Here is a 19894-nt window from a genome sequence, read left to right as displayed (position 1 = left end):
TTTCTGTTTTACACGCAAAAGCCCCACGCATCCGATGCGTGGGGCTATTTGCTGCGTGGCGTTGCTGTTTAGAAGTGGAAATTGGTGGAGAACAGGGCCGTCCGACCGGCCGCCTGGTTGGCAAAATGGGTCGAGAAGGCCTTGTCGTAGTAAGTCTTGTCCGTCAGGTTTTGCACGTTCAATTGCAGGTCGACGTTCTTGGTCAGTTTGTAGCTGGCCATGGCGTCGTAGCGGGTGTAGGACGGTACATAAACAGTGTTGCCGGCATCGCCGTAGACCTGGTCCACATAGAACGCGCCGCCACCGATGGTGAGCTTGGAGGTGACGTCGTAAGTGGTCCACAGGCTGAAGGTGTTCTTCGGCGTGTTGGGCATTTGATTGCCTTTGTTCGAACCCGAACTGACCACGCCGTTGCGACCGTTCAGGCCGGATTTGACCAGTTCGCTGTCGAGGTAGCTGTAGCCGGCGAACACCTGCCATTGGTCGGTGATCTTGCCGCTGGCGGACAATTCCAGGCCGTCGACCTGGGACTCACCTGCGTTCTGATAGGTCAGGGCATCGACCAGGATGCGCGTGTTTTTCTTCTCGGTACGGAACACCGCGGCGGTCAGGGACAGGCGATCGTGGAACAGGTCCCATTTGGTGCCCAGCTCGTAGTTGACGGTTTCTTCCGGCTGCAGGTCGCTGGTGGCGGCACCGGCTGACAATGGGTTGCCGTCCGACCCTTCACCGACCAGGCCGCCGGCAGGCGTTGCCGAGGTGGCGTAGGACGCGTAGACGCTGGCGTTTTCCACAGGCTTCCAGACCAGGCCGGCCTGCCAGTTGAAGAATTGGCTGTCTTCTTTGATTTTGCTGCGGCCGGTCGCGGAATCGGTGTTGGCAACGGTGTCAAAGGTGTCATAGCGCAGGCCGACGTTCAGCAGCCATTTCGGGTCCAGCTCAATGGTGTCGAATACATAGGCGCCACGGCTGGTGGCCTTGGTGGCGGTGCCGTAGTAGTTGCGTGCGATGCTGCCGGTCCAGGCGTCATCCGGGTTCGGGTTGCTCAGGGAGGTGCACTGGCCGCCCAGGCTGCCTTTGGCCACGGTGCAGATCGGGTTGGCGTTGGGGCTGATGGTGTAGCTGCTCACGCGGGTTTCTTCGCCGGTGAACTCCAGGCCGGTGGAATAGCTGTGCTTGAAGCCCAACGCCTGGAAGCTGCCGAACAAGTCCGTCTGGTTGGTGGTGGTCGTTGTGGTCGAGACCCGGCTGTTGGCGCGGCGCCACACGGTGCCGAACCGGTTGACGTTGAGTTTGCTGTCATCCGGTTGCGTCAGGATGTAATCCTGGCCAGTGCTGCCGTGACGCAGGGTGTTTTTCAGCGTCATGGTGTCGTTCAGGTCGTGCTCGATGGAGAACGTGCTGATATCGGCGCGGGTCTTGCGGAAGTCACGGTCCTTGAGGCCGTAGAAGTTGTTGCTGTCGCCGCCGTCGTTGGGTTTGTCATGCACGTGGGCAGTCGCGGTCGACGAGCCGTAGCCGTACGGGATCCCCGAATCCGGCAGGTCATTGCTTTCCAGGTGGTAGTAGCTGAGGTTGACGCGGGTCGGGGTGCCCAGGCCAAAGGTCAGCGACGGTGCCACGCCCCAGCGGTCGTAATTGATCGCGTCGCGACCGGCCACGTTCTGTTCGTGGCTCATCAGGTTCAGGCGGAACGCGGCGCTGTCGTCGAGGAACTGGCGGTTCACGTCGAGCACGTAGCGGCGGGTCTGGTCGGAACCGTAGGTGAAGCCGCCATTGGTGAAGTCCCGTGCTTGTGGGGTCTTGCTCACCAGGTTGAGGCTGCCACCGGCCGAGCCGCGACCGCCGAACGAAGAGTTCGGGCCCTTGCTCACTTCAATCGACTCGATGTCGAAAATCTCGCGACTCTGGCCGCCGGTGTCGCGCACGCCGTCCAGGTAGGTGTCGCCTTGAGCGTCAAAACCACGGATGAACGGGCGGTCGCCCTGGGGGTTGCCACCTTCGCCGGCGCCGAACGTAATGCCCGGGACGGTGCGCAAGGCATCCTGCAGCGAAGTGGCGGCGGTGTCCTTGAGCACTTGTTGCGGCACCACGGTGACGGAGCGCGGCGTGTCGACCAGCGGCGCGGTGTATTTCTGCGACGAAGCTTTTTCGACCTGGTAGGAGGTGTTGTCCTGCTCTTCCCCGGTGATGCTGGTGGCGCCCAGGGAGATGCTGTTGCGCTGGCCTTTTTGTCCAGTGTCTTCGGCCGCTTGCGCCAGGTGGGCGACAGAGCTGGCGCTGAGGGCCACGCCGATGGCAGAGGCCAGCATGCGAGGTGAACTGGCAGGTATTTTTGTAATGGTGCGCGACATGACGTGTCCTTTCCCCAAGGATGTGAGGCCGCGGAATATAGGGTGAACAAGACTTTCTATCAATTGCGATACATTGCTAATTGCATTGAATTTACATTCTTTACACTTTTTGCTTACGGTTTTTACGAACTCGTTCGTCTGCCACGTTTTACAGAGCGGATAAGAATCAATACCATTGACGCCTCTCCGAATTCAGGTGTTGCCCCATGCTGCTGCACATTCCCGGCCTGTTCTCTCGTGAGGAGGTGCAGCGCATTCGCCAGGCTTTGGAAAACACCGACTGGGCCGACGGCAAAATCACCGCCGGGCACCAGTCCGCCAAGGCCAAGCACAACCTGCAATTGCCCGAGGGCCACCCGCTGGCCAAGGAAATCGGCGCGGCGATGCTCGAACGGTTGTGGAAAAACCCGCTGTTTATGTCAGCGGCGTTACCGCATAAAGTCTTCCCGCCATTGCTCAATTGCTACACGGCCGGTGGCAGCTTCGACTTCCACATCGACAATGCCGTGCGCCAGGCGCGTGGCAGCCATGAGCGGGTGCGCACCGACCTGTCGTCCACTTTGTTCTTCAGTGATCCGGACGAATACGACGGCGGCGAACTGGAGATCCAGGACACCTTCGGCCTGCAGCGCGTGAAGTTGCCAGCCGGCGACATGGTGCTGTACCCCGGCTCCAGCCTGCATAAAGTCAATGCTGTCACCCGTGGCGCACGCTATGCCTCGTTCTTCTGGACCCAGAGCCTGGTGCGCGAAGACAGCCAGCGCACCCTGCTGTTCGAAATGGACGGCGCGATCCAGCAACTGAGCGCCGACGTGCCCGACCACCCCGCGCTGATCCAGCTCACCGGCACCTACCACAACCTGTTGCGCCGCTGGGTCGAGGTCTGACGTGGGTTTTTTGTTACGTCGTGAAGAAGTACTCAACGTCGAACAACTCCAATCCATGCTCGACGACTCCCCGGTGCGTGCAGCCCAGGCCATCCTGATCGCGGCCAAGGCAGGCGTGGTGGATGCCCAGGCGCTGCTCGGGCAAATCCTGCTGGAAGGGCGTGGCATTGAGCGCGATGAAGCCTTGGCGCTGCGCTGGTTCCAGATTGCGGCGCAGGGCGGTCACCTGATGGCGCGCAATATGACTGGGCGCTGTTTGGAACATGGCTGGGGGTGTGCGGCGGATGAAGCGGCAGCGGCGCGCAATTACCGTTTGGCCGCCGAGGCAGGGTTGGATTGGGCGCAATACAACTACGCCAATCTGCTGGCGACCGGGCGTGGTATTGCCCAAGACCAGCAACTAGCGCTGAGCCTATATCGCCAGGCAGCGGAACAAGGCCATGCCAAGTCGATGAACCTGTTGGGCCGTTATCTGGAAGACGGACAATGCTGCCCAAGAGATTTGGATGCCGCCGTGGATTGGTATCGACGCTCCGCCGAAGCCGGGGATTTTCGCGGGCAGTTCAGCTATGCGGCGGTGTTGGCTGACAGAGGTCAAATCGAAGCGGCGCTGGAGTGGTTGCGAGAGGCGTTGGCGGGCGGGAATTTGAAGTTTCTGCGCACGGCGCAGAAGGCGTTGGAGGCGGCAGACAATGCGCAAATCCGCGCGATGGCCGAACTATACAAAGGTCGCGCTATGCACCTAAACCCGTAGGAGCCGGCTTGCCGGCTCCTACAAAGATTGATCGTTCCCGGGCGGGATGATCAGACGTAGAACGATTTCAGTGGCGGAAAGCCATTGAACTCTACCGCGCTGTAGCTGGTGGTGTAGGCACCGGTCGACAACCAGTACAAGCGGTCACCAATCGCCAGGTTCAGCGGCAGGCCGTACTTGTAGTTCTCGTACATGATGTCGGCGCTGTCGCAGGTCGGGCCGGCGATGACCACTTCTTCCATCTCGCCTTTCTTCTCGGTCCAGATCGGGAACTTGATGGCTTCGTCCATGGTTTCGATCAGGCCGGAGAACTTGCCCACATCCGTGTACACCCAACGCTCGACGGCGGTACGGGATTTACGCGCCACCAGCACCACTTCGCTGACCAGGATACCGGCGTTGGCAATCAACGAACGGCCCGGCTCCAGGATGATTTCCGGCAGGTCGTCGCCGAAATCTTCCTTGAGGAAGCGGATGATTTCTTCAGCGTAGGTTTCCAGGCTGTTGGTGCGGGTGATGTAGTTGGCCGGGAAGCCGCCACCCATGTTGATCAGCTTGAGGTGGATGCCGTCTTCTTCCTTCAGGCGCTCGAAGATCACTTTGACCTTGGCGATCGCCGCGTCCCACACGCTGATGTCGCGCTGCTGCGAGCCCACGTGGAACGAGATGCCGTAAGGCACCAGGCCCAGGTCACGGGCGAGGATCAGCAGGTCCATGGCCATGTCGGTCTGGCAGCCGAATTTGCGCGACAGCGGCCAGTCAGCCGTGGTCGAGCCTTCGGTGAGGATACGCACATACACTTTCGAACCCGGCGCGGCCTTGGCGATGTTGCGCAAGTCGGCTTCGGAGTCGGTGGAGAACAGGCGCACGCCCTTCTCGTAGAAGTAGCGGATGTCCTTGGATTTCTTGATGGTGTTGCCGTAGCTGATACGGTCGGCGCTGACGCCACGGTCCATGACCTTGTCCAGCTCGTAGATCGAGGCGATGTCGAAGCTCGAACCCTTGTCTTTCAACAGGTCGATGATCTCGACAGCCGGGTTGGCCTTGACTGCGTAATAGACCTTGGCGAATTCGAAACCGGCGCGCAGGTCATCGTAGGCCTGGCTGATCATCGCGGTGTCGATCACCACGAACGGGGTTTCTTGCTTGTCGGCGAACGCCTTCATTTTGTCAAAAGTGGCGCGCGCGAAATAATCTTCGACGTTGATCGACATGCTGGGAACTCCTAAGGGCAAACTAATTTGATCAATGGGTGCGAGGGTGTGTCATCAATGAATTCGCGAGTGCGTTGCGCCTGAGCGCGTGCCAGGCAAGGCGCAGGCCGCAGCTAATGGCTATTCCCTTCGCAAGGCCTGCAACGCAGCATGGCGCGCGCTCAGGCACAACCCGAAGGGCCGGGCCTGCTTTTGCGCAGGGCTGCGTTACTCGGACCTCATTTGGAACAACCAAACTTCGGTCCTCATGCCTTGCCCTGCGCAAAAGCAGGCGCCGGCGCACTCGTGAATTCATTGATGACACACCCTCCTGAACGTCCTCCGTATCCCCACTTTGGTTCGCCTACTTCCCAAGGCATGTCGCCGAAAGCAAAAAGGCCATGGGAATAACCGCTTCCCTTGGCCTTGCTGTCTCGTCGTCAGTACTTGAGCCGGATGGATCGTTTCCAGCATGGACGTTCGGCGCGAACTTTAGGACGTGAGGGGCCATAGATCAACTAAAAATGTCGCGTTTTTGCACGCGTTCGTCGCGGAGCCACGTGCAGCTACTTATGTAACCGACAGGTGTGACGGAATGATGTTCCCCGGAGGGGGCAATTTGAGGTGTTTCAGGCACTCTGAAGATCCAATGTGGGAGCGGGCTTGCTCGCGAAGGCGGTGTTTCAGCCAATGCATCCGTTGACTGACACTCCGCCTTCGCGAGCAAGCCCGCTCCCACATGTTGAACGCGGCGCGTCAGGTCATGCGAGCGCCGTCTCGGCAGGGGAGACGATGCTGGTCTTGCCCCCACGCGACTTACCAGAGCTCAGGTACTCGGCAATCGACTCCTGGGTCACTTCCCCGAGGAACACCCGCTCCGCATCCATCACCGGCAACCACGAGCGGTTGAACTCGTACATGCGCGACAGCAGGATGCGCAAATGCTCGTCGTACGCCGCCGTGGCGTTGAACTGGCGCAGATACTGGCCGCAGGTGCCGGTCTGACGGTGCAGGTCGCGACGTCGTACATACCCCAGCGCCTTGTTCTCGGAACAGGTGACCACCACGTAGCGGCGGTCGGTTTCGTCCATCAGTTCCAGGGCATCGGCCACCGGGGTCTCCGGGCTCACCGAGGGGGCGTTGTCTGCCGCGTCTTCGGCTTTCACCAGCAGCAGGCGCTTGAGGGTGCTGTCCTGGCCCACGAAATTGCTGACGAACTCGTCGGCCGGGTGCGCCAGCAGGGTGTCCGGATGGTCGATCTGCAGCAGCTTGCCGGCGCGGAAGATGGCGATCTTGTCACCCAGCTTGATGGCTTCGTCGATGTCGTGGCTGACCATGATCACGGTCTTGTTCAGCGCGCGTTGCATCTCGAAGAATTCGTTCTGGATCATCTCGCGGTTGATCGGGTCGACCGCGCCGAACGGTTCGTCCATCAGCAGCAACGGCGCATCGGCCGCCAGTGCACGGATCACGCCGATACGCTGTTGCTGGCCACCGGACAGCTCACGCGGGTAGCGATGCAGGTACTGCTTGGGCTCCAGCTTGATCATGCTCATCAACTCGCGGGCGCGGTCATGGCATTTCTGTTTGTCCCAGCCAAGCAGCTTGGGCACCACCACGATGTTTTCCTCGATGGTCATGTTGGGGAACAGGCCGATCTGCTGGATCACGTAGCCGATGTTGCGACGCAGGGTCACTTCATCGAGGTCGGTGGTGTCTTCGCCGTTGATCAGGATCTTGCCCGAGGTGGGCTTGATCAGGCGGTTGATCATCTTCAGCGTGGTGCTCTTGCCGCAGCCCGACGGGCCGAGGAATACGCAAATCTCGCCTTCGTTGACGGTCAGGCTTACGTCGTTCACGGCAGAGACAGTCTTGCCGTTGCTTTGAAAAGTCTTGGTCAGGTTTTGAAGTTCGATCATTTGAGCAGTCCTTTTGGAGTCAGCGAGCGTTGCAGCCATTGCAGAAGCAGGTCGGCGAAGATGGCCAGGAGACTGACCAGCACGGCGCCAACGATCAGCATCGACATGTCGCTGCGGCTGATGGAAGCCAGAATAAGTACACCCAGGCCACCGGCGCCGATGGTGGCGGCGATGGTCATCACACCAATGTTCATCACCACGGCGGTGCGCACGCCGGCGAGGATCACTGGCACGGCGATGGGCAGTTCGACCATGCGCAGGCGCTGGCCGAAGGTCATGCCGATGCCGCGTGCGGCTTCGCGAATGCCCGGCTCGACGCCAGTGAGGGCGAGGTAGGTGTTACGCATGATCGGCAGCAGGGAGTAGAGGAACACGGCGGTGATCGCCGGCATCGGCCCCAGGCCCTGGCCAAACTTGGAATAGAACGGCAGCAGCAGGCCGAACAGCGCGATGGACGGCACGGTCAGCAACACCGTGGCGCTGGCCTGCAATGGGCCGGCGAGGGTCGGGAAGCGCGTCATCAGAATGCCCAGGGGCACACCGATAAAAATCGCCAGCAGCACGGCGATGCCGACCAGGGTGATGTGCTGCCAGGTCAGGTGCAGGACTTGGGCCCAATCAAGATGGGAAAAGGCGTTCAGGAATTCCATGTCTTCTCCTCTTATTGATTGATGGGATGCTGGCGCAGGAAATCGGCGGCAACAGCGGATGGGCTTTCATGGTCGACGTCGACGCGCGCGTTCAGCTGGCGCATGGTTTCGTCGTCGAACAGGTCGGCCAGCGGTTTGAGTTCAGCCGCGAGGGTTGGATGCTGGTCGAGGTATTCCTGGCGGATCACCGGTGCGGCGGTGTAGTCCGGGAAGTAGTGCTTGTCGTCTTCCAGCAGCTTCAATTTGAAGGCGTTCAGGCGACCGTCGGTGGTGTAGACCAAACCGGCAAACACTTGGCCGTTACGCAGGGCGGTGTAGACCAGGCCGGCGTCCATCTGCCGGGTGTTTTTGCGCGTGAGGTTCATGTCATACAGCTTGACCATGCCGCCCATGCCGTCGGAACGGTTGGCGAACTCGGTGTCCAGGGCCACCAGGCGCGTACCTTTGGTTTTCTCTGCCAGGGCTTGGGTCAGGTCGCTGATGCTATTGATCTGCGGGAACTCCTTGGCCACATTCTCGGGCAGGGCCAGGGCGTAGGTGTTGCTGAAGCGCGACGGTGAGAGCCAGACCAGGCCTTTTTTCGCGTCGAGTTCTTTCACCCGAGCGTAGGACTGTTCGCTGTCGAGTTTCTCGTCGACATGGTTGTAGGCCACCAGCGACACGCCGGTGTATTCCCAGATGAGATCCAGTTGCCCGCTTTCCTGGGCACTGCGCGCCAGGTTGCTGCCCAGGCCGCCGGTCACACGGGCGTCATAGCCCTTGGTACGCAGGTACTGGGACGTGATTTCGGCCAGCAGGGTCTGTTCGGTGAACACCCGGGCGCCGATGCGGATCACAGGTTTTTCGGCAGCTTGCGCAATACCTGCAAGCAGCAGGACGCAGCTCAATATCAGGGTCAGTCTTTTCATGTGATTTCCTTTGCCAAGCCTTAAGACGGACGCAACCCGCGTTCCAGCCAGAGGCGGCTGGCCATGGTCACCAGACCGTCGAGCAGCAATGCCAGCAACGCGGTGCACGCGGCGCCAAGCAGCAATTGCGGCTGGTTGTTCAGGGCGATGCCGGGGAAGATCAGGCTGCCCAGGCTGTTGGCGCCGATCAGGAAGGCCAGCGGGGCGGTCCCCACGTTGATCGCCAGGGCCACGCGCACACCGCCGATGATGATCGGCACGGCGTTGGGCAATTCCACGCGAAACAGCACCTGGCGCGGCGTCATGCCGATGCCGGTGGCGGCTTCTTTCAGTGAGCCTTGAACGTTTTTGAGGCCTTCGTAGGTGTTGCGCACAATGGGCAGCAACGAGGCGAGGAACAGCGCGAAGATGGCCGGGCCGCTGCCGATGCCAAGGACGCCGAGGGCGATGGCCAGTACGGCCAGGGGAGGGACGGTGTTGCCGATGTTGAAGATCTGCATGAAGCGTTCTGCACGCCCGACCATGTTCGGTCGGCTGAGCAGGATACCGGCGGGGATGCCCACAATCAGGGCGGCCAGCATGGAGACAAGAACGAGGATCAGATGAGCTTGCAGGTAAAACAACAAATCGTCGCGGTACAGTTCGATCGTGTTGATGCCGATCCAGTGGACCAGCAGGGCCAGGAGGGCGACGACAACCGCTCCTCCTATCAGCCCTTTGCCATAGCGAATAGCCACAGGCGGACTCCTTTTTTCTTTTGTCGGCGAACACATTTCCGAGCGGCAATGCCATTCCTGGCTGTCGGCGAATGAGTTCGCGAAAAGCAGCTCGCCGATACCGGCAACGCGGTATGCGATCGAGCCATGAGCGCAGCCTCGTCAGGCTAACTTGCTGATTTATCAGCCCCTGTTCCGAGTGCGGCAGCAGGGGAGTGGACGTCTCTACCTTTTAAAAGGTTCCACACTTGGCAGCAATTAGCCACCCCCAATCGGGTGAACGGTGGTCCGGCCCCTGGGGTTTGCGCTATACTCGCCGCCCTTTTTTGACTCACCTGCCAGGCGATTTCCCATGACCCACCAGGCCGCCGAAGTCGCGAAACGCCGCACTTTCGCCATTATTTCCCACCCCGATGCCGGTAAAACCACCATCACCGAGAAGCTCTTGCTGATGGGCAAGGCAATCGCGGTGGCCGGCACGGTGAAATCCCGCAAATCCGACCGCCATGCCACCTCCGACTGGATGGAAATGGAAAAACAACGGGGTATTTCCATTACCACGTCGGTCATGCAGTTCCCGTATCGCGACCACATGGTCAACCTGCTCGATACCCCGGGCCACGAAGACTTCTCCGAAGACACCTACCGCACCCTGACCGCGGTGGACTCGGCGCTGATGGTCCTCGACGGCGGTAAAGGCGTCGAGCCCCGCACCATCGCGCTGATGGACGTGTGCCGTCTGCGTGATACGCCGATCGTCAGCTTCATCAACAAACTCGACCGCGACATCCGCGACCCGATCGAACTGTTGGACGAAATCGAAGCCGTCCTGAAGATCAAGGCCGCGCCGATCACCTGGCCGATCGGTTGCTACCGCGACTTCAAGGGCGTGTACCACCTGGCTGACGACTACATCATTGTCTACACCGCCGGCCACGGTCACGAGCGCACCGAAACCAAGATCATCGAGAAACTCGACTCCGACGAAGCCCGCGCCCACCTGGGTGACGAGTACGACCGCTTTGTCGATCAGCTGGAACTGGTGCAGGGCGCCTGTCATGAGTTCAACCAGCAGGAGTTCCTCGACGGCCAACTGACCCCGGTGTTCTTCGGGACCGCCCTGGGCAACTTCGGTGTCGACCATGTACTCGACGCCGTTGTCGACTGGGCGCCCAAGCCTCTGGCCCGTGTTGCCAACGAGCGCACCGTGGAACCGGTGGAAGAGAAATTCACCGGCTTCGTGTTCAAGATCCAGGCGAACATGGACCCCAAGCACCGCGACCGTATCGCCTTCATGCGCATCTGCTCCGGCAAATACGAAAAAGGCATGAAGATGCGCCACGTGCGTACCGGCAAGGACGTGCGCATCGGCGACGCCTTGACGTTCTTCTCCTCCGAGCGTGAACAGCTCGAAGAAGCCTACGCCGGCGACATCATCGGCCTGCACAACCACGGCACCATCCAGATCGGCGACACCTTCACCGAAGGCGAAGCGCTGGGCTTTACCGGTATCCCGCACTTCGCCCCGGAACTGTTCCGCCGCGTGCGCCTGCGTGACCCGCTCAAGTCCAAGCAACTGCGCCAGGGCCTGCAGCAACTGGCGGAAGAGGGCGCCACCCAGGTGTTCTTCCCCGAGCGCAGCAACGACATCATCCTCGGCGCCGTCGGCGTGCTGCAGTTCGACGTGGTCGCCAGCCGCCTTAAAGAGGAATACAAGGTCGAATGCTCCTACGAGCCAATCACCGTGTACTCCGCGCGTTGGATCGAGTGCAGCGATAAGAAGAAGTTGGAAGAGTTCTCCAACAAAGCCGTGGAAAACCTCGCGGTGGACGGCGGCGGTCACCTGACCTACCTGGCGCCGACCCGGGTCAACTTGGCGCTGATGGAAGAGCGCTGGCCAGATGTGAAATTCCGCGCGACCCGCGAGCACCACTAAGGTCCAAGCGGTCGATAAAGGGCGAAGCTGTAATGGCTTCGCCCTTTTTCATGCTCGCCACAAACCCAACCAGTAGGAGTCGGCAAGCCGGCTCCTACTGAATTGGCGCTAACCCCGTATCCGGTCTAGCGTTCACATATTTCACCGATTCACCGACGGAATAGGAGTTCCTGATGCGTTTAACTCGATGCGCCATTCAACTGGTGCTGCTTGGCGTCTTGGGGTTGTCTGCCGCCTGGGCGTTGGCGGGTGCAGGCACCCCCCAGTGGAAGGACACTGGACCGGTCACCAAGCGCAAACAGAACGAGGTCAACTCTGGCAGCTGGCAGCCCCAGGCCCAGCCGGCGCCGAAGGAGGATGCAGAAAACCCTTACAACGAGGGCGAAGACAGCGAAACCTACGATGATGGCGATACCTGAGGCGTAATTGGCGCAAACCCAGGATCGGAACTAGCTTAATCCACAGCGACGGTCGTACGCCGCCGCACGTGATTCACTGACTGGACGGAAATCGACCATGACTATCTTTCAACGTGTAGTGCTGTTGCTGAAAGTGTTGGTGATGTTATCCCTGGGCATCTCGTCCGCATGGGCCAATGCGGCTGTGCAGAGCCAGGCGCCGGGCTTTGTGGCGGCGAAGACGGTGCAGGCCGGTGGATTGCAACTGGCCAAGAGCGAGTCGGAACCCGGTGACGAAGATCAGGGCGGCTCAAAGGATGATGACGACCAGCAAGCGCCGCCAGATGACGATGACACTGAAGGTGACAGCGACACCTGATACGCCTGGGCCCCCCTGCCTGTAATGCCCGCGATCGTTCCCGCGCTCTGCGTGGGAACGCATTCTTTGACGCTCCCCATTACCTTTGATTGCTGAGCCGACCTGTCAGGTTTGACAGTAGACGGCCGGCGCTCGTCTCCTTATTTTTCAGGTGTCTTTATCCAGGGGCCGTTCAATGCCTGAAACAGGAGAGCACCATGAAAAACAACGCGACGGGACGGTTTAAATGGAAAGTGGGAGCTCAGGCCTTTGAATCGACCGATCTGGGTTTTGTGGCTGATGACCAAAGCGAGGATTTCGTGGTTCAAGCCCGTTCCACTGCAAGCGATGGTGTAGATGTCGAGCTGACGCTTTATATTCCAGAACGAGACCCGCAAAGTAAGAAATACACCTACGGTTCCCATGACGAGTATCAAGCCTCGGTTCATTACACTGTCGGCGGTCGACCTAATAGTTGGCAGGGCGGCTACGTGGTTCGGGAAGCGGCGGACTTTTCTTCCAGCGATCCGGGCATTTGGCGCGTTAAGCTCATTTTTGGGATTGAGGTTGCCCTGAACGGCGGTGTTATTTCGATAAAGGGCGAGGGCGACGTCAAGGGGGCTGCTCCCTGGGGTAAAACCCTGCGCAAGCGTTTTCCATCCAAGCCCAAAAGAAAACCCCTCCCGCCAGGCTGATGCGCAACCTGATGGGAAGGGCTGTAGAACACATGCAATGCCCTGGGCTTAGTCACCCAGGGCATTTTTGTTGCGGTGTCACGCCACAAATTGCTCCGCGTAATGGCAAGCCACTTGGCGGTTATCCAGCGGCCGCAACTGCGGCTCCTCGGTGCTGCACCGTGCGGTCGCATACGGGCAGCGCTTGTGGAACGCGCAGCCAGGCGGTGGGTTCAGTGGGTTGGGCAACTCGCCGACAATCTTGATCTTCGGCTTGTTCGGGTCCGGGTGGATGGTCGGGGTGGCCGACAGCAGCGCCTGGGTGTACGGGTGCAGGGGACGCGCGTAGATGTCCTCCTTGGGGCCCACTTCCACCGGGCGACCGAGGTACATCACCATCACATCATCGGCAACATGTTGGACCACCGCCAGGTTGTGGGAGATGAACACGTAGGCCGTGTTGAATTCTTGCTGCAGGTCCATGAACAGGTTGAGCACCTGGGCCTGGATCGACACGTCCAGTGCGGAGGTGGGCTCATCCGCCACCAGCACTTTGGGTTGCAGCATCATGGCGCGGGCCAGGGCGATGCGCTGGCGCTGACCACCGGAGAACATGTGCGGGTAGCGCTGATAATGCTCGGGGCGCAGGCCCACTTGCTTCATCATCGCCTGCACTTTCTCACGGCGTTCGGCGGCGGACAGGTTGGTGTTGATCAACAGCGGCTCGCCCAGTTGATCACCGACTTTCTGGCGTGGGTTGAGCGAGGCGTACGGGCTCTGGAACACCATCTGCACGTCTTTGCGCAGTTGCTTGCGCTGGGCCTTGTCGGCGCCGGCGACTTCCTGGCCGGCGATTTTCAAGGAACCGGAGGACGGCTCTTCAATCAAGGTGAGCGCACGGGCCAGGGTGGATTTGCCGCAACCCGACTCGCCGACGACGGCGAGGGTCTTGCCGGCTTCCAACTCAAAGGACACGCCATTGAGGGCACGCACCGTGGCGTGGCCCTTGAACAGGCCACGGGACACTTCATAGTGACGGGTCAGGTCGCGGGCAGTAAGAACGACGGCCATTACGCCACCTCCTGGTTCAAGGGGTAGAAGCAGCGCGCGAGGCTGTTGCTTTTCGGGTCAAGGCCGGGGCGCTGGGTACGGCAGTTTTCCTGCACGTACGGGCAGCGCGGCGACAGCAGGCAACCCTGCGGACGGTCATAACGACCGGGCACGATACCCGGCAGCGTAGCCAGGCGCGTGGCGCCGAGGCTGTGCTCGGGGATCGCCTTGAGCAGGGCTTCGCTGTACGGGTGCGCCGGAATGTCGAACAGTTGCGGCACCTGGCCGACTTCCACGGCTTGGCCGGCGTACATCACACACACGCGCTGGGCGGTTTCGGCCACGACCGCGAGGTCGTGGGTGATCAGCACCAGGCCCATGTTCTGCTCTTTCTGCAGGGCCAGCAGCAGGTCCATGATCTGCGCTTGAATGGTGACGTCCAGCGCGGTGGTCGGTTCGTCGGCAATCAGCAGCTTTGGCTCGCCGGCAATCGCCATGGCGATGGCCACACGTTGGCTCATGCCGCCGGACAGTTGGTGCGGGTAGGCATCCATACGGCTGGCAGCGCCTGGGATCTCAACTTTTTCCAACAGCTCGATGGCCCGCTTGCGCGCTTGCTTGCCGGACATTTTCAGGTGCAGGCGCAGCACTTCTTCAATCTGGAAACCCACGGTGTAGCTGGGGTTCAGCGCGGTCATCGGGTCCTGGAACACCATCGCCAGGTCTTTGCCGACGATCTGGCGGCGCTGGCGGCTGCTCAACTTGAGCATGTCCTTGCCGTCGAAGTTCAGGGCATCGGCGGTGACGATGCCGGGGTGCTCGATCAGGCCCATCAGCGCCATCATGGTCACGGATTTACCCGACCCCGACTCGCCAACGATTGCCAGTACTTCGCCTTTGTCGACGGAAATGTCGAGGCCATCGACCACCGGCACGGCGGTCTTGTCGCCGAAGCGGACATTGAGATTCTTGATTTCTAACAGTGACATGGGAATCTCCTCAGGCGGCGTTCTTGAGTTTCGGGTCCAGCGCGTCGCGCAGGCCGTCACCCATCAAGTTGATTGCCAGCACGCTGAGCAAAATAGTCAAACCAGGCAGGCTCACCACCCACCAGGCGCGTTCGATGTAGTCACGGGCCGAAGCCAGCATGGTGCCCCACTCCGGGGTTGGCGGTTGTACGCCAAGGCCCAGGAAGCCCAGGGCCGCGGCGTCGAGGATCGCCGAGGAGAAGCTCAGGGTGGCCTGGACGATCAGCGGCGCCATGCAGTTAGGCAGCACGGTGATGAACATCAGGCGTGGCAGGCCGGCGCCGGCGAGGCGGGCGGCAGTCACATAGTCGCGGTTCAGTTCGCCCATCACCGCCGCGCGGGTCAGGCGGACGTAGGACGGCAGCGACACGATGGCGATGGCGATCACGGTGTTGATCAGGCCAGGGCCGAGGATCGCGACGATGGCAACGGCCAGCAGCAGCGACGGCAGGGCCAGCATGATGTCCATCAGGCGCATGATGGTCGGGCCGAGCAGGCGCGGGAAGAACCCGGCGAACAGACCCAGCAGGATCCCCGGGATCAGCGACATCACGACCGACGACAAGCCGATCAGCAAGGACAGGCGCGAGCCCTGGATCAGGCGCGAGAGCAGGTCACGGCCCAGTTCATCGGTGCCGAGCAGGAACTGTATCTGCCCGCCTTCCAGCCAAGCCGGCGGGGTCAGCAGGAAGTCGCGGTACTGCTCGCTTGGGTTATGCGGTGCAACCCACGGGGCAAAGATCGCGCAGAACACGATCAGCAACATGAACAGCAGGCCGGCAACCGCGCCTTTGTTCTTGGAGAAGGCTTGCCAGAATTCTTTGTACGGGGACGGGTACAGCAGGCTTTGATCGACTGCTGACACTTGAGTAGGTGTGGTCATGGTCATGATCTCAGCGCTGGTGACGGATGCGTGGGTTGGCGAAGCCGTAGAGGATATCCACCACGAAGTTCACCAGGATCACCAGGCAGGCGATCAGCAGGATGCCGTTCTGCACCACCGGGTAGTCCCGCGCGCCAATGGCTTCGATCAGCCATTTGCCGATGCCGGGCCAGGAGAAGATGGTTTCGGTCAAAACCGCACCGGCCAGCAGGGTGCCGACTTGCAGACCGACCACGGTCAGTACCGGGATCAGCGCGTTACGCAGGCCGTGCACGAACACCACGCGCGCCGGCGACAGGCCCTTGGCCTTGGCGGTGCGGATATAGTCTTCACGCAGGACTTCGAGCATCGACGAACGGGTCATCCGCGCGATCACCGCCAGCGGGATGGTGCCGAGCACGATGGCCGGCAGGATCAGGTGGTGCAGGGCGTCGAAGAAAGCGTCCGGCTCGTCAGCCAGCAGGGTGTCGATCAGCATGAAGCCGGTGCGTGGCTCGATGTCGTAGAGCAGGTCGATACGCCCGGAAACCGGGGTCCAGCCCAGGCTTACCGAGAAGAACATGATCAGGATCAGGCCCCACCAGAAGATCGGCATCGAATATCCCGCCAGGGAGATGCCCATCACCCCATGGTCGAACAGGGATCCTCGCTTCAAGGCCGCGATCACCCCGGCCAACAGGCCCAGGATACCGGCGAACAGCAGGGCGGCCATGGACAGTTCCAGGGTCGCCGGGAAGAGTGCGGTGAATTCGGTCCACACGCTGGTGCGAGTACGCAGCGATTCGCCAAGGTCGCCCTGGGCCAATTTGCCGACGTAGTCCAGGTATTGCGCATACAACGGCTTGTTAAGGCCAAGGCGTTCCATTGCCTGTGCGTGCATCTCGGGGTCGACGCGCCGCTCGCCCATCATGACTTCGACGGGGTCGCCAGGGATCATGCGAATCAACGCAAACGTGAGCAACGTTATGCCGAAAAACGTGGGGATCAGTAACCCCAGTCGGCGGGCAATAAAGCTAAACATCTTGTCGTGTACCTCAATCAGCCGGTTAGGCAGGTTCGGCACCGTCAGTGTCGACGGTGCCGAGCGTTTTTCTTATTTACTTCACCTGGGTAGTGGCGAAGTTATTGTTCGTCAGAGGGCTTTGGGTATAACCCTCGACGTTCTTGCGCATGGCGGTGAACATTTTCGGGTAAGCCATGGGAATCCATGGTTGGTCCTTGTCGAAAACGTCCATGGCTTGTTCATAGAGTGCAGCGCGTTGTGCGGGTTCAGCGATAGCGCGCGCCTTGTCGATCAAGTCTTGAAACTCTTTGTTACACCAGCGCGCGTAGTTTTCGCCGTTTTTCGCTGCATCGCAACTCAGGTTCGGCGTGAGGAAGTTATCCGGGTCGCCGTTATCCCCCGCCCAACCGGCGGACACCATGTCGTGCTCGCCGTTTTTAGCACGCTTGAGCATTTCGCCCCATTCCATGACTTTGATATTCACCTTCAGGCCAATCTGCGCCAGATCCGCCTGCATGCGCTGGGCGCCGAGCATCGGGTTAGGGTTGGTCGGGCCGCCGCCGTTACGGGTGAACAGGGTGAACTCGGTGCCTTCCGGCACGCCGGCTTCCTTGAGCAGGGCGCGGGCCTTATCGAGGTCGCGCGGTGGGTTTTTCAGCTTGTCGTTGAAGCCCAGCAGCGTGGGGGGAAACGGGCCGGTGGCATCGACAGCGTTGCCTTTGCCGTACAGCGATTCGTTGTAGCCTTTTTTGTCGAACGCGATGTTGATCGCATGACGCACCCGCGCGTCGCTCATGTACTTGTGGGTGGTGTTCAGTGCGGTGTAGGCGGTGGTCATCGCCGCCAGTTCATCGACCTTCAGGTTCGGGTCTTTCTTGATGCTGGGCAGGTCATCCGGCTTGGGATATAGCGCGACCTGGCATTCGTTGGCCTTGAGCTTCTGCAGGCGCACGTTGTTGTCGACCGCAATGGCCAGGATCAACGGGTCGGCCGGCGGCTTGCCACGGAAGTACTCCGGGTTGGCCTTGAAGCGTACCTGGGCATCTTTCTGGTAGCGGATGAAGATGAACGGGCCGGTGCCGATCGGCTTGCTATTGAGCTCATCGGTCTTACCGGCGGCGAGCAGTTTGTCGGCGTATTCAGCGGAGTGGATGGCGGTAAACGGCATCGCGACATCGGCCAGGAACGGTGCTTCAGGGCGCGTCAGGGTGAAGACCACCGTGTGGTCATCAGTCTTCTCGACACTTTTGAGCAGTTCCTTGAAGCCCATGCTTTCAAAATAGGGGAAACCCGTGGTGGATTTGTTATGCCAAGGGTGTTTCGGGTCCAACTGGCGCTGGAAGCTCCAGAGCACGTCATCGGCATTCAAGTTGCGCGTGGGTTTGAAATAGTCGGTGGTGTGGAACTTGACGTCATCGCGCAGATGAAAGGTATAGGTCAGGCCGTCGTCACTGATTTCCCAGGTCTTGGCGAGCGCGGGAACGATTTCAGTGGTGCCTGGCTTGAAGTCCACCAGACGGTTGAACATGGTTTCAGCGGCGGCGTCTGCGGTCACGGCCGTGGTGTACAGGACCGGGTCGAAACCTTCCGGGCTGGCTTCGGTGCAGACAACCAGTGGTTTGGCCGAAACGCCGATCGCCACGCTCAACAGCGCGGCGGCCATGGTGGCTTGTAGCGGAAGCATTTTCATTCATAGCCCTCTGCAATCGATGGGACCAGACAAGCGTAGACGGCGGGCTCGTCCTGAGCCCGCCGTTTACCTGGCGCTAATTAAAGAATGTTGAACGGGATGGTGGTGACCAGGCGGAACTCTTTGATGTTGCCGTCAGCTTGTTGGGCGCTGGCGCGGTGAGTCACGTAGGTGCCACGGATCGTAGTGGCCTTGAGCGGGCCGCTCTGAATTGCGTAGGAAGTACCAACGCCGTATTCCTGGTGTTTCTCGCCGTCCATCAGGCGCAGGTCGCTACGCGATGCGCCGGCTTCGCCGTAGGCGGTGCCGTTGTAGTGAGTACCGTCGATGCCCCAACCGCGCGCCGAGTAGACGTTGAACTTCAGGCCTGGCACGCCGTATTCGGCCATGTTGATGGCGTAGGCGATCTGGAAAGACTTCTCGTTCGGGCTGTTGAAGTCCGAAGTCAGGGAGTTTGCCAGGTAGATGCCGTTGGTTTCGTGCAGGTAGTCGAAGTACTCGTCACCGTTCACTTCCTGGTACGAGAAGGTCAGGCTGTGGGCCTGGTGGGTCAAGCCCAGGGACAACGAGTAAGTGTCGTTGTCGATGTTGCCCATCTTCTTGCTGCCGGTGTCGGTGGTTTTGTAGTAGTTCAGGCCGGTGGTCAGTGCCAGGGTCTGTGCATCACCCAATTCGTGGGTGGCACCGAAGTAGTACTGGTTCCAGAAGTCTTCGACGTTAGCGGCGAATACGCTGGTTTTCAGGCTCTTGAACGGCTGGTAGTTGAAGCCCAGGGTTTTGACCTTGTCGGTTTCCTGGCCATTGCCGTACTCGGAACGGAATTTCGACAGGCTTTGTTCGGTACGCGGCGAAACGCGATCGAAGATGCCGCCCTGGAACGACAGGTTGCTGAACTCTTCGCTGTTGAAGCTCACACCTTCGAAGCTCGATGGCAGTGCACGGTTGCCGATGGTGTCGACGATACCGGTGCTGAAGTTCTGGCGACCGGCGGTCAAGGTGGTGTTGGAAACACGGAACTTGACGTTGGCCAGGCCCAGTTTGCTCCACTGGCCTACAGCGTCGCCGCCGGAATCCGCCAGGGTACGGTTGGAACCGCCGGCGATATCTTTGCGGTCGCGGTCGAGGGCGATGAAGTTGTAGGCTGCGACTTCAGTGCTGACCCCGACAGTGCCTTGGGTGAAGCCCGAGGTGTAGTTGAGGATGGTGCCCTGGGCCCAGTTGATACGGCGCGAGATCGGCGTCTTCACGCCGTCTTTGCTATAGCTGAAACGGTCGTTGCGAAACTTCATTTCGTTCGCATACCAGTTGCGAGTGGTACCGCCCAGGCTTTGACCGTCGATAAAGCCCTTGGCCTCGCTTTGGGCGCTGGCGCCGGCCAATGTGGTTGGAACGAAGTCCTGGCTGGCGGTTTCAGCGTAGGCGGTTGCCGTGATGCTGCTGATGGCCAGGGCCAGAAGCGCTTTGCTGCTCAGTTTCATGGGTGAAGCTCCTTT

General features: G+C 60.4%; 18 protein-coding genes. 6 read left to right on the top strand and 12 right to left on the bottom strand.

Annotated elements, in window-relative coordinates; all coding sequences use genetic code 11:
* Window positions 1-68 precede the first annotated feature (68 nt).
* The gene (locus KHP07_RS04305) at window positions 69-2354 is read right to left on the bottom strand and encodes a TonB-dependent receptor (RefSeq protein ID WP_214496641.1); all 2286 of its coding nucleotides are present in this window, start codon (window positions 2352-2354) and stop codon (window positions 69-71) included.
* Window positions 2355-2560: 206 nt separating this feature from the next.
* Here KHP07_RS04305 and KHP07_RS04300 point away from each other — a divergent pair, with 206 nt between their 5' ends.
* Both KHP07_RS04300 and KHP07_RS04295 read left to right on the top strand, forming a co-directional pair.
* The gene (locus tag KHP07_RS04300) at window positions 2561-3241 is read left to right on the top strand and encodes a Fe2+-dependent dioxygenase (RefSeq protein ID WP_078046843.1); all 681 of its coding nucleotides are present in this window, start codon (window positions 2561-2563) and stop codon (window positions 3239-3241) included.
* A gap of 1 nt (window position 3242) precedes the next feature.
* Window positions 3243-3995, top strand: coding sequence for a tetratricopeptide repeat protein (locus KHP07_RS04295; protein ID WP_078046844.1), 753 nt, complete (start codon window positions 3243-3245; stop codon window positions 3993-3995).
* Window positions 3996-4045: 50 nt separating this feature from the next.
* Here KHP07_RS04295 and KHP07_RS04290 read toward each other — a convergent pair whose 3' ends face one another.
* The 5 genes from KHP07_RS04290 to KHP07_RS04270 form a co-directional block, all read right to left on the bottom strand.
* Window positions 4046-5209, bottom strand: coding sequence for a type III PLP-dependent enzyme (locus KHP07_RS04290; RefSeq protein WP_014716890.1), 1164 nt, complete (start codon window positions 5207-5209; stop codon window positions 4046-4048).
* A 740-nt stretch (window positions 5210-5949) separates the two neighbouring features.
* Window positions 5950-7107 (bottom strand): osmoprotectant ABC transporter ATP-binding protein OsmV, encoded by a 1158-nt coding sequence (locus KHP07_RS04285; RefSeq protein ID WP_078046845.1) that lies wholly within the window; start codon window positions 7105-7107, stop codon window positions 5950-5952.
* Window positions 7104-7757 (bottom strand): ABC transporter permease, encoded by a 654-nt coding sequence (locus KHP07_RS04280; protein ID WP_065900622.1) that lies wholly within the window; start codon window positions 7755-7757, stop codon window positions 7104-7106. The genes KHP07_RS04285 and KHP07_RS04280 overlap by 4 nt, the downstream gene beginning before the upstream one ends.
* Window positions 7758-7768: 11 nt before the next feature.
* A complete protein-coding gene (locus KHP07_RS04275; RefSeq protein ID WP_078046846.1) occupies window positions 7769-8665 on the bottom strand; it encodes a glycine betaine ABC transporter substrate-binding protein in 897 nt (298 codons plus the stop codon).
* A gap of 20 nt (window positions 8666-8685) precedes the next feature.
* On the bottom strand, window positions 8686-9438 hold the full coding sequence (locus tag KHP07_RS04270; protein ID WP_234454787.1) for an ABC transporter permease: 753 nt from the start codon (window positions 9436-9438) through the stop codon (window positions 8686-8688).
* A 295-nt stretch (window positions 9439-9733) separates the two neighbouring features.
* Here KHP07_RS04270 and KHP07_RS04265 point away from each other — a divergent pair, with 295 nt between their 5' ends.
* The 4 genes from KHP07_RS04265 to KHP07_RS04250 all read left to right on the top strand — a co-directional run bounded on the left by KHP07_RS04265 (window position 9734) and on the right by KHP07_RS04250 (window position 12768).
* Window positions 9734-11317 (top strand): peptide chain release factor 3, encoded by a 1584-nt coding sequence (locus tag KHP07_RS04265; RefSeq protein WP_078046847.1) that lies wholly within the window; start codon window positions 9734-9736, stop codon window positions 11315-11317.
* Window positions 11318-11490: 173 nt separating this feature from the next.
* Complete coding sequence (locus KHP07_RS04260) at window positions 11491-11736, top strand: hypothetical protein (RefSeq protein WP_214496640.1); 246 nt, start codon at window positions 11491-11493, stop codon at window positions 11734-11736.
* Between the two features lie 97 nt (window positions 11737-11833).
* Window positions 11834-12094, top strand: a complete 261-nt coding sequence (locus KHP07_RS04255; RefSeq protein ID WP_099494033.1) for a hypothetical protein — start codon at window positions 11834-11836, stop codon at window positions 12092-12094.
* A 197-nt stretch (window positions 12095-12291) separates the two neighbouring features.
* The gene (locus KHP07_RS04250) at window positions 12292-12768 is read left to right on the top strand and encodes a hypothetical protein (protein WP_214496639.1); all 477 of its coding nucleotides are present in this window, start codon (window positions 12292-12294) and stop codon (window positions 12766-12768) included.
* Between the two features lie 78 nt (window positions 12769-12846).
* Here the strand turns inward: KHP07_RS04250 and KHP07_RS04245 are convergent, their stop codons facing one another.
* The 6 genes from KHP07_RS04245 to KHP07_RS04220 all read right to left on the bottom strand — a co-directional run bounded on the left by KHP07_RS04245 (window position 12847) and on the right by KHP07_RS04220 (window position 19879).
* On the bottom strand, window positions 12847-13818 hold the full coding sequence (locus tag KHP07_RS04245; protein ID WP_078046854.1) for a peptide ABC transporter ATP-binding protein: 972 nt from the start codon (window positions 13816-13818) through the stop codon (window positions 12847-12849).
* The gene (locus tag KHP07_RS04240) at window positions 13818-14786 is read right to left on the bottom strand and encodes an ABC transporter ATP-binding protein (RefSeq protein WP_078046855.1); all 969 of its coding nucleotides are present in this window, start codon (window positions 14784-14786) and stop codon (window positions 13818-13820) included. The genes KHP07_RS04245 and KHP07_RS04240 overlap by 1 nt, the downstream gene beginning before the upstream one ends.
* Window positions 14787-14796: 10 nt before the next feature.
* Window positions 14797-15708 carry an ABC transporter permease subunit gene (locus tag KHP07_RS04235; RefSeq protein WP_099494034.1) on the bottom strand — a complete coding sequence of 304 codons (912 nt, stop codon included), beginning with the start codon at window positions 15706-15708 and terminating at the stop codon, window positions 14797-14799.
* 10 nt (window positions 15709-15718) lie between these two features.
* A complete protein-coding gene (locus KHP07_RS04230) occupies window positions 15719-16729 on the bottom strand; it encodes an ABC transporter permease subunit (protein ID WP_017739471.1) in 1011 nt (336 codons plus the stop codon).
* A 76-nt stretch (window positions 16730-16805) separates the two neighbouring features.
* On the bottom strand, window positions 16806-18401 hold the full coding sequence (locus tag KHP07_RS04225; protein ID WP_214496638.1) for an ABC transporter substrate-binding protein: 1596 nt from the start codon (window positions 18399-18401) through the stop codon (window positions 16806-16808).
* Window positions 18402-18481: 80 nt separating this feature from the next.
* Window positions 18482-19879 carry an OprD family outer membrane porin gene (locus KHP07_RS04220; protein WP_099494036.1) on the bottom strand — a complete coding sequence of 466 codons (1398 nt, stop codon included), beginning with the start codon at window positions 19877-19879 and terminating at the stop codon, window positions 18482-18484.
* Window positions 19880-19894: the final 15 nt, after the last annotated feature.

The organism is Pseudomonas sp. VS40, assembly GCF_018587885.1.
Lineage (GTDB): Bacteria > Pseudomonadota > Gammaproteobacteria > Pseudomonadales > Pseudomonadaceae > Aquipseudomonas > Aquipseudomonas pergaminensis.
This window is presented reverse-complemented; position numbering and strand designations above follow the sequence as displayed.